13 protein-coding genes are annotated in these 14,258 nt (G+C 71.5%); 10 read left to right on the top strand and 3 right to left on the bottom strand.

Annotated features, from left to right (window positions below):
• Positions 1–189 precede the first annotated feature (189 nt).
• From ELQ40_RS13475 to nagB, 8 genes are all read left to right on the top strand, one after another.
• Positions 190–1,407 carry an NADP-dependent isocitrate dehydrogenase gene (locus ELQ40_RS13475; RefSeq protein ID WP_127794147.1) on the top strand — a complete coding sequence of 406 codons (1,218 nt, stop codon included), beginning with the start codon at positions 190–192 and terminating at the stop codon, positions 1,405–1,407.
• Positions 1,408–1,657: 250 nt separating this feature from the next.
• A complete protein-coding gene (locus tag ELQ40_RS13470) occupies positions 1,658–2,821 on the top strand; it encodes an ROK family transcriptional regulator (RefSeq protein WP_127795311.1) in 1,164 nt (387 codons plus the stop codon).
• Positions 2,822–2,891: 70 nt separating this feature from the next.
• Positions 2,892–4,157 (top strand): extracellular solute-binding protein, encoded by a 1,266-nt coding sequence (locus ELQ40_RS13465; protein WP_127794146.1) that lies wholly within the window; start codon positions 2,892–2,894, stop codon positions 4,155–4,157.
• 159 nt (positions 4,158–4,316) lie between these two features.
• A complete protein-coding gene (locus ELQ40_RS13460) occupies positions 4,317–5,318 on the top strand; it encodes a carbohydrate ABC transporter permease (protein ID WP_240665799.1) in 1,002 nt (333 codons plus the stop codon).
• Positions 5,315–6,223, top strand: a complete 909-nt coding sequence (locus ELQ40_RS13455; protein WP_240665798.1) for a carbohydrate ABC transporter permease — start codon at positions 5,315–5,317, stop codon at positions 6,221–6,223. Before ELQ40_RS13460 ends, ELQ40_RS13455 begins: the two co-directional genes overlap by 4 nt.
• Positions 6,220–7,803 carry a glycoside hydrolase family 3 protein gene (locus ELQ40_RS13450; protein WP_127794145.1) on the top strand — a complete coding sequence of 528 codons (1,584 nt, stop codon included), beginning with the start codon at positions 6,220–6,222 and terminating at the stop codon, positions 7,801–7,803. Before ELQ40_RS13455 ends, ELQ40_RS13450 begins: the two co-directional genes overlap by 4 nt.
• Positions 7,800–8,726 carry an ROK family protein gene (locus ELQ40_RS13445; protein WP_127794144.1) on the top strand — a complete coding sequence of 309 codons (927 nt, stop codon included), beginning with the start codon at positions 7,800–7,802 and terminating at the stop codon, positions 8,724–8,726. The genes ELQ40_RS13450 and ELQ40_RS13445 overlap by 4 nt, the downstream gene beginning before the upstream one ends.
• A complete protein-coding gene (gene nagB, locus ELQ40_RS13440; protein ID WP_127794143.1) occupies positions 8,711–9,496 on the top strand; it encodes a glucosamine-6-phosphate deaminase in 786 nt (261 codons plus the stop codon). Before ELQ40_RS13445 ends, nagB begins: the two co-directional genes overlap by 16 nt.
• Before the next feature lie 75 nt (positions 9,497–9,571).
• Here nagB and ELQ40_RS13435 read toward each other — a convergent pair whose 3' ends face one another.
• The gene (locus ELQ40_RS13435; RefSeq protein WP_127794142.1) at positions 9,572–10,771 is read right to left on the bottom strand and encodes a hypothetical protein; all 1,200 of its coding nucleotides are present in this window, start codon (positions 10,769–10,771) and stop codon (positions 9,572–9,574) included.
• Positions 10,772–10,833: 62 nt separating this feature from the next.
• On the opposite strand from ELQ40_RS13435, the gene ELQ40_RS13430 reads away from it, so the two are divergent.
• Entirely contained in the window at positions 10,834–11,430 is a 597-nt protein-coding gene (locus ELQ40_RS13430) for a TetR/AcrR family transcriptional regulator (protein ID WP_127794141.1), read from the top strand.
• Between the two features lie 39 nt (positions 11,431–11,469).
• Here the strand turns inward: ELQ40_RS13430 and ELQ40_RS13425 are convergent, their stop codons facing one another.
• Both ELQ40_RS13425 and purU read right to left on the bottom strand, forming a co-directional pair.
• Positions 11,470–11,835, bottom strand: coding sequence for a YrdB family protein (locus ELQ40_RS13425; protein ID WP_127794140.1), 366 nt, complete (start codon positions 11,833–11,835; stop codon positions 11,470–11,472).
• Positions 11,836–11,860: 25 nt separating this feature from the next.
• Positions 11,861–12,733 (bottom strand): formyltetrahydrofolate deformylase, encoded by an 873-nt coding sequence (gene purU, locus ELQ40_RS13420; protein WP_127794139.1) that lies wholly within the window; start codon positions 12,731–12,733, stop codon positions 11,861–11,863.
• A gap of 140 nt (positions 12,734–12,873) precedes the next feature.
• Here purU and ELQ40_RS13415 point away from each other — a divergent pair, with 140 nt between their 5' ends.
• Positions 12,874–14,094 carry an MFS transporter gene (locus ELQ40_RS13415; protein WP_240665797.1) on the top strand — a complete coding sequence of 407 codons (1,221 nt, stop codon included), beginning with the start codon at positions 12,874–12,876 and terminating at the stop codon, positions 14,092–14,094.
• Positions 14,095–14,258 lie beyond the last annotated feature (164 nt).

Below are 14,258 nucleotides of genomic sequence, written 5' to 3'. Positions count from 1 at the left end.
CCGTCCGCCCCCAATTCGGGTGCCCATTCTGCGCCGGGGGCGAGCCTCGGCGGGGAGCGTTCCGAGCGCGGGGTCGGGAGTACTTGTCTCGATGTCAAGATATTTCGAGGAGGCGGTAAGCTGTTCGGCGGCGTGTCCGGCCCGCCAGAGACTTCCTCAGCTCCCCGAAACGATCCAAGGAGAATCCTCTTGTCCAAGATCAAGGTTGCAGGCACCGTCGTCGAACTCGACGGCGACGAGATGACCCGCATCATCTGGCAGGCCATCAAGGACCAGCTGATCCACCCGTACCTCGACCTCGACCTCGAGTACTACGACCTCTCGATCCAGAAGCGCGACGAGACCGACGACCAGATCACGATCGACGCGGCGAACGCGATCAAGAAGCACGGCGTCGGCGTCAAGTGCGCGACGATCACGCCCGACGAGGCGCGCGTCGAGGAGTTCGGACTCAAGAAGATGTGGCGTTCGCCGAACGGCACGATCCGCAACATCCTGGGCGGCGTCATCTTCCGCGAGCCGATCATCATCTCGAACATCCCGCGCCTCGTCCCCGGCTGGAACAAGCCGATCATCGTCGGCCGCCACGCGTTCGGCGACCAGTACCGCGCCACCGACTTCAAGTTCGAGGGCGAGGGCACGCTCACGATGACCTTCACGCCGAAGGACGGCTCGGAGCCGCAGTCGTTCGAGGTGTTCCAGGCGCCCGGCGCCGGCGTCGCGATGGGCATGTACAACCTCGACGAGTCCATCAAGGACTTCGCGCGCGCATCGCTCAACTACGGTCTCGCCCGCAACTACCCGGTGTACCTCTCGACCAAGAACACGATCCTGAAGGCCTACGACGGCCGTTTCAAGGACCTGTTCCAGGAGGTCTTCGACGCCGAGTTCAAGGAGAAGTTCGAGGCCGCCGGCATCACCTACGAGCACCGCCTGATCGACGACATGGTCGCGGCGAGCCTCAAGTGGGAGGGCGGCTACGTCTGGGCGTGCAAGAACTACGACGGCGACGTGCAGTCCGACACGGTCGCGCAGGGCTTCGGCTCGCTCGGCCTCATGACCTCGGTGCTCACCACCCCCGACGGGAAGATCGTCGAGGCCGAGGCGGCCCACGGCACCGTGACCCGCCACTTCCGCCAGCACCAGCAGGGCAAGCCCACCTCGACCAACCCGATCGCCTCGATCTTCGCCTGGACGCGCGGGCTCGCGCACCGCGGCAAGCTCGACGGCAACCAGGAGCTGATCGACTTCTCGCTCACGCTCGAGGACGTCGTCATCAAGACGGTCGAGTCGGGTGCGATGACCAAGGACCTCGCGCTCCTGGTCGGCCCCGAGCAGGCCTACCAGACGACCGAGGAGTTCCTGGACTCCATCGACGCGAACCTGAAGGCGCGCCTGGGCGCGTAACCGCGGTCGCTTCGCGAGGGGTCGGATGCTTCGGCATCCGGCCCTTCGTCGTCTCCGTGGTCGACCCGGCGGGGCGGAAGGTCACGGGTTTGTAAATATCCTGAACGAATCTGGGTCGAACGCTTGCCAAACGTTTTGTTCGTAAGCTTTACTAACAAACGTGACTGCTACGGAAGCAACCCGGACGGCGACCTCGCCGAACGAGACCGGGACGACCGCGACGCCGGCACCCGGCGCGGGTGCTTCCGAGGTGCACGCCTTCGCGCTCGGCGGTCTCGGCGCCCGCGGTCGCGTGCTGCGCCCGACGGCGAAGGTGCTGCCCGAGCACGCCCGTGGCCACAACCGGTCGCTCGTCCTCCAGACGCTGTACTCGCAGGGCGCACGCAGCCGTGCCGACCTCGCCCGCGAGACCGGCCTCACCCGCGTCACGGTCTCCGACCTCGTCGCCGAACTCATCGCCGAGGGCCTGGTCGTCGAACTCGGCCCCCGCGAGTCGGCACGGCCCGGCAAGCCCGCGACGCTCATCGACATCGCCCGTCGGGCCTTCCAGATCATCGGGCTCGACCTCGCCGAGCACTTCGTGCTGCGCGGGGCCGTCATCGACCTGGACGGCCGGATCGTCGCCCGAGCCGACCTCCCGCTCGAGGGCACCACCGGCGACGCGCTCACCCGGATGGTCGTCGACCTCGCCGCCAGCCTCGCCGCGCAGGCCACGGCGCCGCTCCTCGGCATCGGCATCGGCACTCCCGGCATCGTCGACCCCGACGGCACCGTCCGGTCGGCTCCCAACCTCGGCTGGTCGAACGAGCCGCTGCGCGCCCGTGTCGCCGCCGAACTCGGGGTGCCCGTGTTCGTGGCGAACGACGCCAACATGGCCGTGCTCGCCGAGCACGGTGCCGGCGACGGCGGCGACCTGCTCCTCGTCAAGATCGGGCACGGCGTCGGCGCCGGCCTGATCGTCGGCGGCCGTCCGGTGATCGGATCGGGTTTCGCGGCCGGCGAGATCGGCCACGTCGTGGTCGGCACCGACAGCGGGCCGCTGTGCGCGTGCGGCCGGCGCGGATGCCTCGAGGCGTGGGCGGCGGTGCCGCGTCTGGCGGCGCAGCTCGAGGACGCCGAGCGAGCGGGCGGAGGGGCAGCCGCTCGCGACGAGATCCTGCACGAGGCCGGCCGCCGGCTCGGCATCGTGCTCGCGCCCGTCATGGGCGCCCTCAACGTGGCGGAGGTCGTCCTCAGCGGCCCCGCCGCCCTGCTCGACGGCGCGTTCCATGACGCGGTCGTCGACACGCTCCGGAACAGGACGATCGTGGACCAGCACCGCGATCTCCGACTGCGGATGACGACGCTCGGGGAGGACATCGTCCTCCGCGGCGCCGCCGTCATGGTCCTGTCCGGACAACTGGGGGTCTCCTGACCTCCGCCTTCGCACCACTGGGTGTCAGCTCCCCCGCTGTCGCCTTCACCCCACGAAAGGAAGCAACGCAATGAGGAAACTCAGCATCGCAGCGCTCGGCGCCGTCGCCGCGCTCACGCTCGCCGGCTGTGCCACCTCCGGAGGCACCGACGCCTCTTCGGAAGGCGCGGAGATCCGCGTCTGGCTCGTCGGCACCGACACGCCCGACGAGGCGCGCGACTACCTCAAGACCACCTTCGAGGAGGAGAACCCCGGCTCGACCCTCGTGATCGAGGAGCAGGCGTGGGAGGGTCTCGTCGACCGCCTCACCACCAGCCTCTCGGGCTCGGACAGCCCCGACGTCGTCGAGGTCGGCAACACGCAGGCTTCGGCGTTCACCTCGGCCGGTGCGTTCCTCGACATCACCGAGCACTACGAGGACCTCGGCGGCGACGACCTGCTCCCCGGCTTCGTCGAGGCCGGCACCTACGACGAGAAGTTCTACGCGGCCCCGCTGTACTCGGGCTCGCGCCTCGTCTTCTACAAGAAGGACGCCTTCGCCGGCATCGGCGCGAGCGTTCCCACCACGCTCGACGAGTACGTTGCGACCGGCGAGGCCCTCGCCGCCGCGAACCCCGGCAAGTCCGGCATCTGGTGGCCCGGTCAGGACTGGCGCAACGCGCTGCCCTTCATCTGGGAGAACGGCGGCGAGGTCGCGGTTCCGGACGGCGAGGAGTGGGACGCCCAGCTCAGCTCGCCCGAGTCGGTCAAGGGCCTGCTCCAGGTCCAGGAGACCATGACGAAGGCCTCGGTCGCGCCGAAGGACGCGAACGAGACCGGCCCCGAGGTCGGCTTCTGCGACGGCACCACCCTGCAGCTCTCGGCACCGAGCTGGGTCAAGTGGTCGATCCTCGCCCCGGCCGACGCCGAGGCCCCGGGTTGCCCCGACCAGGAGGCCAACCTCGGCGTCTACGCCCTGCCGGGCGCGGACGGCGAGGCCGCGCAGGTCTTCGCCGGCGGCTCGAACATCGGCATCGCCGCGAAGTCGCAGCACCCCGACCTCGCGCTGTCGGCGCTGGAGATCATCCTGTCGGACGAGTTCCAGACGATCTACGGCCAGAACGGCCTCGTGCCGGCGAAGCTCTCGCTGGCCGACACGCTCGGCACCGACGAGGTCGCGCAGGCGACCGCGCAGGCCGCCGGCAACGCGCGCCTGACCCCGGCTTCGCCCAAGTGGGCCGACGTCGAGGCCGCCCGCATCCTCGAGGACCTGTTCGTCAACATCGCCCTGGGCGGCGACGTGCAGTCCCTCGCCGAGGAGGCCGACACCCAGATCGAGGACATCCTCAACGGATAGTCCCGATCCGGATCGCGGTGCGGCGGCATCCCCCCATCCCCGCCGCCGCACCGCGCCCCTGAGCCGGGCGGTCGTCGCTCCACACATCGGCGGCCGCCCGCACCTCGGTTCGGATCCGTCATCCGATCCGGCACCCTCGAACCCCAGGAGACTTGCACCATGACCACGGTCGACAGCGGACGGGACTCGATGCCCAGCGCCATCGACGGCGAGCGCATCGTCGCCCCCGAGCCCCCGCGCGCGAACGGGCGCAACACGCAGCGCCGGCGCCGGGCGGGCGGACTCACCCCCTACGTCCTGCTCATCCCCGCCACCGCCGTGCTGGCCGCCATCGTCGGCTGGCCGCTGATCCAGCTCATCATCACCTCGTTCCAGGAGTTCGGCCGCGCGCAGGTCTTCGGCGCCCCGCCCGCCTGGGTGTGGTTCGAGAACTACACCGCGGTCCTGACCGACCCGGTCTTCTACCAGGTGCTGGCGCGGACCATCGGCTTCGCCGCGGTCTGCGTGATCCTCACGATGCTCCTGGGCACCCTCATCGCCCTGCTCATGGTCCGTCTGCCGAAGCCGTTCCGCATCCTCCTGTCGGTCGGCCTCCTCCTCGCGTGGGCCATGCCGGCCCTCACGGCCACGATCGTGTGGGGCTGGATGTTCGACACCGACTACGGCGTGATCAACCACACGCTCGTCGAGTGGTTCGGCCTCGAGCAGTTCGACAGCCACCCCTGGCTCATCGAGCCGATGAGCTTCTTCCTCGTCGCCGCGATCATCGTCATCTGGGGTGCGATCCCGTTCGTCGTGTTCACGCTCTACGCCGGGCTCACCCAGGTTCCCGACGAGGTGATCGAGGCCGCGCAGCTCGACGGCGCCGGCGCCTTCGCGCGCTTCCGGCTGATCGTCTTCCCGTACCTCAAGCCGATCTTCCTGATCACGGCGGTCCTCCAGATCATCTGGGACATGAAGGTCTTCACGCAGATCTTCGCGCTGCAGGACATCGGCGGCATCCGCGCCGAGACCAACACGCTCGGCGTGTACATCTACCAGGTCTCCATCGCCGGCGGCGACTTCGGCATGGGCGGCGCCCTCGCGATGATCTTCGCCCTGATCATGATGGCGATCTCGCTCTTCTACATCCGCCACCTCATGAAGGAGGACGAGCAGTGACCACGACCAGCATCGTCGCCGGTCCCCGCGCGGACCGGGGCCCCGCGGCCCAGCGCTCCGGCAAGCCCGGCCGCCGCATCGGCAACGTGATCTACAGCGCGATCGCGATCCTGCTGTTCGTCGTGTTCGTCTTCCCGGTGTACTGGATGATCAACACCTCCTTCCAGCCGAACAACGACATCCGCGGCTCCGAGGTGCACTACTGGCCCGACAACTTCACCCTGCGCAACTACGAGACGGTGCTGTTCGACCCGGGTCGCACGCCGTTCCTCCCGGCCGCGGCGAACTCGCTCATCGTGACGCTGCTGACCGTGGTGATCGCCCTGGTCTTCGCCTTCCTCGCGTCGGTCGCGGTGACCCGCTTCCGGTTCAAGAGCCGCAAGGCGTTCATCATCGCGATCCTGGCCATCCAGATGATCCCCGGCGAGGCCATGATCGTCTCGGTGTTCCGGGTGATCGACGGCTGGCACCTGTTGAACACCATCATCGGCCTCACGATCGTGTACATCGCCGCGGTGCTGCCGTTCACGATCTGGACCCTGCGCGGATTCGTCAACGGCGTCCCGATCGAGCTCGAGGAGGCGGCCATGATCGACGGCTGCTCGAAGGCCGGCGCGTTCTGGCGGGTCACGTTCCCCCTGCTGGCCCCCGGCCTCGTCGCAACGGGCGTGTTCGGGTTCATCCAGGCGTGGAACGAGTTCCTCATGGCGCTCGTGCTGAACGCCCGGCCCGAGATGATGACGCTGCCGGTCTGGCTGCGCACGTTCCTCGTCGCCAACGGCACGACGAACTGGGCGGCGATCATGGCGGGCTCCACCCTCATGGCCATCCCGGTCATCGTGTTCTTCCTCTTCGTGCAGGGGCGCATGACGAGCGGCCTGGTGAGCGGAGCGGTCAAGGGATGACCACGGCGCTCGAGACCGTCGTGGGCTCCGACCTCCGACGGGACATCCTGACGAGCCTGCTTCCGGCCTTCGACGGACCCGAGGCGCCGCAGTGGGTCCTCGACCTGCTCGCGGACGGCCTCGGCGGCATCTGCCTCTTCGGGTCGAACGTGGTCTCGGTGCCGCAGCTTCGCGAGCTCACCGCGACCCTGCGCGCCGCCGGCCCGGACGCGGTCATCGCGATCGACGAGGAGGGCGGCGACGTCACCCGCCTGTTCTACGACCGCGGCGCCCCCTTCCCGGGCAACGCGGTGCTCGGCCGGCTCGACGACATCGAGCTGACCGCCCGGGTGGCGCGCGAGGTCGGCGAGGCGCTCCGTGATGCGGGCGTCACGCTCACCTTCGCGCCCGACGCCGACGTCAATTCGAATTCGCACAACCCGGTCATCGGCGTCCGCAGCTTCGGCAGCGACCCGACCCTCGCCGCGCGCCACACGGCGGCCTGGGTCGCCGGCGTGCAGTCGACCGGTGTCGCAGCCAGCGCGAAGCACTTCCCGGGCCACGGCGCGACCTCGGTGGACTCGCACCTCGCCCTCCCGGTCGTCGACGTGCCGATCGAGACGCTGCGCGTGCGCGAGCTCGTGCCGTTCCGCGCCGCGATCGCCGCCGGAACGGCGACCGTCATGACCAGTCACATCATGCTCGCGTCGCTCGACACCGAGCTGCCGGCCACCTTCTCCTCGCGCATTCTGCATGGCCTGCTCCGCGGGGAGTTGGGGTTCGAGGGCGTCGTCGTGAGCGACGCGCTCGACATGCACGGGGCGAGCGGCGAGCACGGCATCCCCGAGGCTGCCGTGCTCGCCCTCGCCGCCGGGTGCGACCTGCTCTGCATCGGCGCCGACGTGGCGCCCGAGACGGTCGACGCGATCGTCGAGGCGGTCGAGCGGGCGGTCGAGTCCGGCCGCCTGCCGGTCGAGCGCGTGGCGGATGCCGCTGCGCGGGTCCGTGGGCTGTCCGGATGGTCGTCGCTGGCGGCGGCCGCCGATCCGATGACGGATGCCGCCGCGCCCGCGGTCGGGCCGGCCCAGGTTCGCGGGGCCTTCGACATCCGCGACGGGGCGCTGGACGCGGTCTCCGGTGCGGGCCGCGTCGGCACCGTGGTGCGCATCGACACGGTCGCGAACATCGCGGTCGGCATCGCGCCGTGGGGCCCGTTCGCGGCCGAGGCGATCGCCGACGGCCCGTCGTGGCTGTCGACGAGCCGTCTGGTGCCGCTCGCCGAGGGCGACGTGCTCGACGGCCTCGCCGAGCTGCCGGGTCCGGTGCTCGTGATCGGCAAGGACCTGCACCGCCACGACTTCGCGGTCGCGGCCATCGACGGGCTCCGCGCGGTGCGCGGCGACGTCGTGACGATCGATCACGGGTGGCCCGGCGACGACCGTGCGTACGCCGACATCGCCGTGTTCGGCGCGTCGCGGTTGATGGGCGAGTCCGTGATCGGGCTGATCGACGAGGCGCTGCGTGCATCCGGCGCGGCCGGTGCCGCGGGTGTGGCCGACGGCTTCGAGGCGGCACCCGCGCCGGGGGCGGTGGCGACGTGAGGCTCGGCATCGACATCGGCGGGACGAAGACCGCCGCGGTCGCGATCGGCGCCGACGGGGAGCTCAGCGACCAGGTCCGCATGCCGACCGGGTTCGGCGCCGAGCAGGTCGTCGCCACCGCGCTGCGCACCGTCGAGCGCATGAGCGAGCTCGCCGGCGTGCACGCCTCGTCGTTCAGTTCGATCGGCATCGGGATTCCGGGCGCCGTCGACGGCCGCACCGGACGGGTCGCGCACGCCGTCAACCTGGGGCTCGAGGGCCTCGACCTCGGCCCGCGCCTGGCCGACCGCCTCGGCGTCGAGGTGCGGGTGGAGAACGACGTGAAGGCGGCCGCGCTCGGCGCGCACCACCTCCTCGGCGTCGCCGACGGCCTGCGCGCCGACTCGATGGCGTACCTGAACCTCGGCACCGGACTCGCCGCGGGCATCGTGCTCGGCGGCCAGCTGCTGCGCGGCGGCCACGGCGTCGCCGGCGAGATCGGCCACATCCCGGTCGATCCAGCGGGCGATCGCTGCGGCTGCGGGCAGCGCGGCTGCCTCGAGACGCTCGCCTCGGGCTCTGCGCTGAGCCGGATGTGGCCCACCGAGCATCCGATCCCCGCGCGCGACCTGTTCGACCGGGCCGATTCCGGTGAGCAGGCCGCGTTCGAGGTGCGCGAGCGCTTCTTCACGGGCGTCGCGGCCGCCGTGCGGCTGCTCGTCCTCACGACCGACGTCGACACCGTGGTGATCGGCGGCGGCCTCGCCGCGCTCGGCGACGAGCTGCTGGTGGGCGTGCGGCATATCCTCGATGGGTGGGCCGCCGACTCGGCGTTCCTCGCATCGCTCGACCTGCCGCATCGCGTCCAGGTCATTCCCGCAGGGTTCCCGGCTGCCGCCGTGGGTGCTGCGCTCGTAGGAGAGGACCTATGGCAGAGATCGTGATCGTCCGCGACGAGCAGGAGGCGGGGGCACTCGTCGCCGACGCCATCGTCGCCCTCATCACGTCCAAGCCCGACGCCGTGCTCGGCCTCGCGACCGGATCGACCCCGCTCGCCACGTACGCGGCGCTCGCCGATCGCATCCGCGAGCGGTCGATCGACGTGCGCGGGGTCCGCGGCTTCGCGCTCGACGAGTACGTCGGCCTTCCGGCCGGGCATCCCGAGAGCTACCGCTCCGTGATCACGCGAGAGGTCGTGGAGCCGCTGGGGCTCACACCCGAGCTGATCCGCGTGCCGAACGGCGACCCCGCCGGCATCCAGCACGCGGGCGCCGACTACGAGAGGGCGATCACGGCGGCCGGCGGCGTCGACGTGCAGATCCTCGGCATCGGACGCACGGGCCACATCGGGTTCAACGAGCCGGGCTCGTCGCTCGCCTCGCTCACGCGGGTGAAGACCCTGACGGCGCAGACCCGGGCGGACAACGCCCGCTTCTTCGACTCGCCCGACGACGTGCCGATGCACTGCATCACGCAGGGGATCGGCACCATCCTGCGCGCGCGGCACCTCGTGCTCCTCGCCTTCGGCGAGTCGAAGGCTCCCGCGATCGCCGCAGCCGTCGAGGGTGCGGTGTCGGCCAGCCAACCGGGTTCGGCCGTCCAACTGCACCCGCATGCCACGGTGATCGTCGACGAGGCCGCGGCGTCGCAGCTCGCGAACCTGGGCTACTACCGGCACGCGTGGGCGAACAAGCCCGACTGGCAGGGCATCTGACGTCGGCGTCCTGACGTGACAGGCGGATGCCCCGGGCCGCGCCCCGGGGCATCCGCCTGCGGTTCGTGCGGCCGCTCAGACGGCGACGGGGACCCGCGTCTCGTCGTCCGCGGGAACGGGGTCGTCGGCGTGCGCCGCCTCGGCGTCGGATTCCGCGCCGCCGGCCGTCCGGAAGTGGCCGACGAGCGAGAGCACGATGCCGACGGCCGCCCAGCCGGCGAGCACGAGCCACGGGAACGCGGTCGGCGCCTCGGGGAAGTACGACAGGTTGCGCAGCAGCGTGCCCGCGGCGCCCGGCGGCATCCACTGTCCGATCGCGCCCCAGGGCGCGACGAGGAACTCGACCGGCATGGTCGCCGCGGAGAGCGGGTTGCCGACGAGCATGAACAGCACGGCGCCGACCGCGATGCCGGCGCGGCCCATGATCGCGACCAGGCCCGTGATGGTCGCGGCCATGGCCCCGAGGGCCAGGGCGATGGCGCCGGCGTTCAGCCAGAAGTCGCCCTGGAGCGCGCCGAACCAGCCCTGCAGGATGCCCGCGAGCACGAGGCCGGCGGCGGCCGAGTAGGCCACGACGGCGACCACGCGCCGCATCGCGCCGATGACGACGAGCGAGATCGCGATGCCGCCGAGCATGCCGCCGAGCACGAGCGGGAACATCGCCGCCGCGAGCCCGGTGCCGCGCGGGTCGGACTCGGCGAGGGGAACGATGTCGGTCACCTCGACGGTGACCTCGGGGATCTCGGGCGCCGACGGCGCCGCGGGCGCGGCACCGGCCGGCGGCGCCTGCCCAGCGGCCTGCGCCTGCGCGGCCTGGACGGCCTGCTGCACGGCCTGTCCGACGGCGGCCTGGATCTGCTCGGGCAGGGCCGCGCGGATCTGCTCGTCGATGCCCGCCTGGAGTTCGGCCGCGAGGCCGGTCAGCATCTGGGCGACCGCCGGGCTCGCCGCCGTCGCGATCAGGACCTCGGGCGCGTCGGTCGGTCCGTCGCCGAGCACGACGGCGCCGTACGCCTCGCGCTGCTCGATCGCGGCGACGGCGGCGGCGCGGTCGTCGACGCGGGTGAGTGCCACGGCACCGTCGGCGGCGGTGTCGACGCGCTCCTCGGCCTGCGCGACGGCCTCGTCCGGTCCGGCGACGGCGATCGGCAGGTCCTTGGGGTCGGCCGTGACGCCCGGCCACGCGAAGGCGAGCAGGACGATGCCGACGACGAGTGAGAGCGCGGCGCCGATGGCGATCGCGCGGGGGACCGGGGTCCTGGTTGCGGCGGTCATGGCTTCCTCCAATAAAAAACGAATGCTCGTTCTTTATACGCCCATCCCGTAGCATCGTCAACATGCCCAAGGTCACCGACGAGCACCGGACCGCGCGTCGCGAGGAGATCCTCGATGCCGCGGTCGGGTGCTTCATGCTCCGCGGCTATACCCGCACGTCGATCGCCGACATCGTCGAGGCCTCCGGGCTGTCCGCGGGGGCGATCTACGGCAACTTCCCCGGCGGCAAGGGCGAGCTCTTCGCCTCGGTCGCCGCGCGCGTGCTCGAGGCCCGGCGCGCCGAGCTCGTGGACCGCCGAAGCGGATCCGACGTGCCGCTGGCGCCCGGCGAGCTCATGGCGACGATCGTGGGCGGGATCCGCGGCGAGCCGTTCAGCGGCATCCTGCCCCAGCTCTGGGCCGAGGCGCTCATCGACCCCGAGATCCACGGGCTGGTCCGGGGGGTGTTCGAGCGCCTGAAGGAGACGATCCGCGCGCAGCTCGCCGAGTGGGCCGCCGCGAACCCCGAGCGCATCGACGGCGATCCGGGCGAATGGGCGCGAAGGGTCGCGCCGGTCGTCCTCTCGGCCGGGCCCGGGTTCATCCTCCAGCGGGCGCTGCTCGACGACTTCGACGAGGAGGCCTTCCTCGCCGCGCTGCCGACCGCGTACGTGCGCTGACGCGCGCCCGTGCGACGCATCCCGCTCTCGCGGGAAAGGTCAGCCCGCGAACTCCCTGCGCCCGTGGATCACTCCGCTGACGGCCGCGACGACCGCGAACACCACGGCCACGATGGGCTGCCCCATGATCCACCAGGCGATCGCCGCGGACGAGAACACCGCGATCTCGACCAGTGCCTTCACGAACGGGTCGACCGCGAACACCGCCTTCGGCGAGCGGAACAGCGCCCACAGCAGGATGGCGAGCACCGGAGCTCCGATGCCGATGAGCACGCCCGGCCACGGCAGGGGGAACGCGGCGAAGCCGAAGATGCCGAGCGACACGATCGCGAAGATCTCGAGGAGGAAGCGCAGGACGTCGTTCGGGCCGATCTTCGGCAGCGGTTCGGGGGTGCGGTCGTTCACGACCGACAAGCCTAACCTGCGCGGCTCAGCGGAAGATGATCGTCCGCGCTCCGTCGAGCAGCACGCGCCGCTCGGCGAACCACTTCACCGCCTGGCTGAGCGTCCGGCTCTCTTCGTCCTGGCCGATCGCGACGAGCTCCGACACCGAGCGCGAGTGGTCGACGCGGACCACGTTCTGCTCGATGATCGGCCCCTCGTCGAGGTCGCTCGTCACGAAGTGGGCCGTCGCGCCGATCAGCTTCACCCCTCGCGCGTGGGCCTGGCGGTACGGGTTGGCGCCCTTGAAGCCGGGCAGGAACGAGTGGTGGATGTTGATGCAGCGGCCGGCCAGCGCCTCGCAGAGCGCCGGGGAGAGGATCTGCATGTACCGTGCCAGCACCACGAGCTCGATGTCGTGCTCCTCGACCGCGGCGAGCACGCGACGCTCGAAGGCCGCCTTGCCGTCGGCATCGGTGACCGCGGCCGACTCGAACGGCACGCCGTAGAAGTCCACGAGGTCGCGCAGCGCGCCGTGGTTCGACAGCACCAGCGGGATCTCGACCGGGAGTTGGCCGGCGTGCCGGCGGAACAGCAGGTCGTTCACGCAGTGCCCCGCGGTCGACGCGAGCACCAGGGTGCGCAACGGGCGCCCGACCTCGTCGAGATGCCAGGTCATGTCCCAGCGGGCGACCACCGGCGCGAGTGCCGACTCGAACTCGGCACGGTCGGCGGGCGACTCGACCTGCACGCGCATGAAGAAGCGCCCCGACTCCGTGCTCTGGAACTGCTGGCTCTCGGTGATGTTGCCGCGGGCGGCCACGATCGCGCCGCTGACGGCGTGCACGATGCCCGGCGAGTCGACGCAGCTGAGGGTGAAGACCCAGTGGTGCGTGCGTCCGTCGGGCGTGGCTTCGGTCATCCAGCCAGCGTACAAGTGGAACGCGTAGGCTGACGTACGGTCGCCGGTTCCCGCGCGGCCCTGGGCGCGCACACGAGCGCGTAGACGACCCGCGGCGTGCACGCACCGCCGGGCGGGTACGCCGTCGGGGAGACATCCGCATGTCGATCACCGATCACCGCCGCGCGCGCGACGTTGCCGTCGTCGACGACCGCCCGATGCCCTGGCCCGCGCTCGTCGCGCTGGCCGCCGCCGTGTTCCTGTCGATCACGACCGAGCTCGCGCCCACCGGGCTGCTGCCCGAGATGGGTGCCGGCCTCGCGGTGCCCGAGGCGCTCATCGGCCTGACCGTGTCCGTCTTCGCGTTCACGGTGGTGCTGTCGTCGGCGCCGCTCGTCGCCCTCACGAGCCGGATGCCCCGGCGCGGGCTCATCGTCGGCGTCCTCGTCGTCCTCGCCGTGTCCACCGGCCTCTCGGCGCTCGCGACCGAGTACTGGATGCTGATCGCCGCGCGCGTCGTCGGCGGGCTGGCCCACGGCGTGTTCTGGGCCGTGGTCGCCGCCACGGCGTCGCGTCTCGTGCCCGAACGGCGGATCGGCCGAGCCGTCGCCGTGGTGCTCGGCGGCGGAACGCTCGCGATGGTGCTCGGGGTCCCGGCGACCACGATGCTCGGCCAGGCGATCGGTTGGCGGCTCGCCTTCCTCGCGGTCGCCGCGCTGACGCTGGTCGGTGCCGTGGCGGTCCGGATGCTGCTGCCCAGCGCCGAGGCGGGCGCGGAGCGCACCGTCGCGCGCTACCGGCGCGGCGACCCCGGGTTCGGCTCGGTCATGCTGCTGTGCGTCATCACCGCGGTCATCATGCTCGGCCAGTACGCCGTCACGACATACGTCGCGCCGCTCGTGACCGACGTCATCGGGCTGCCTGCGACCGCCGTCGGCCCGCTGCTGTTCGTGTCGGGCGCCGCGGGCGCGATCGGGCTGATCGCCGCAGGGACGCCCCTCGCCCGGAACGGCGGTGGCGCACTGCTCGTCGCCGTGCTGACGGCCGCGGCGGCGCTCGCCGTGATCGGCCTGGGGCTCGACCCCGTGGTCTCGGTCGTCGCGTTCGCGGTGTGGGGACTCGCGTTCGGCGCGATCCCGCCGATCCTGCAGACGACGCTCCTCCGCACGGCCGCACCGGCCGCGCGCGACGCTGCGAGCGCCCTCTACACGACGGCGTTCAACCTCGGCATCGGCGGGGGAGCGCTCGCAGGCTCGATCGTGTTCGGGACCTGGGGCGCCGCCGCGCTGCCGTGGGGCTACGCGGCCGTGCTGCTCGTCGCCGCGGTCGTCATCGGCATGGCCGTCCGCCGGCGCGCCGGTCGGGGCATCCGCCGGGCCTGACCGTCCCGGAGGAGGGCGCCCGGCTCGCGGACGGGCCGCGCCGACCGGTGCGCTGAGGCGCCGCGGACCGGATGCGCGAAGAAAAGTTCCGGAACCCGCGTCATGATCCGGGCGGGCGGCGCTCTCTCAGGTGTACGACGCTCCACACGCGGGCACCCGAACCG

Origin of the sequence: Agromyces sp. LHK192, assembly GCF_004006235.1 — a bacterium.
Taxonomy (GTDB): domain Bacteria; phylum Actinomycetota; class Actinomycetes; order Actinomycetales; family Microbacteriaceae; genus Agromyces.
The sequence above is the reverse complement of the archived record's forward strand: the minus strand, read 5'-3'. Positions and strand labels throughout refer to the sequence as shown.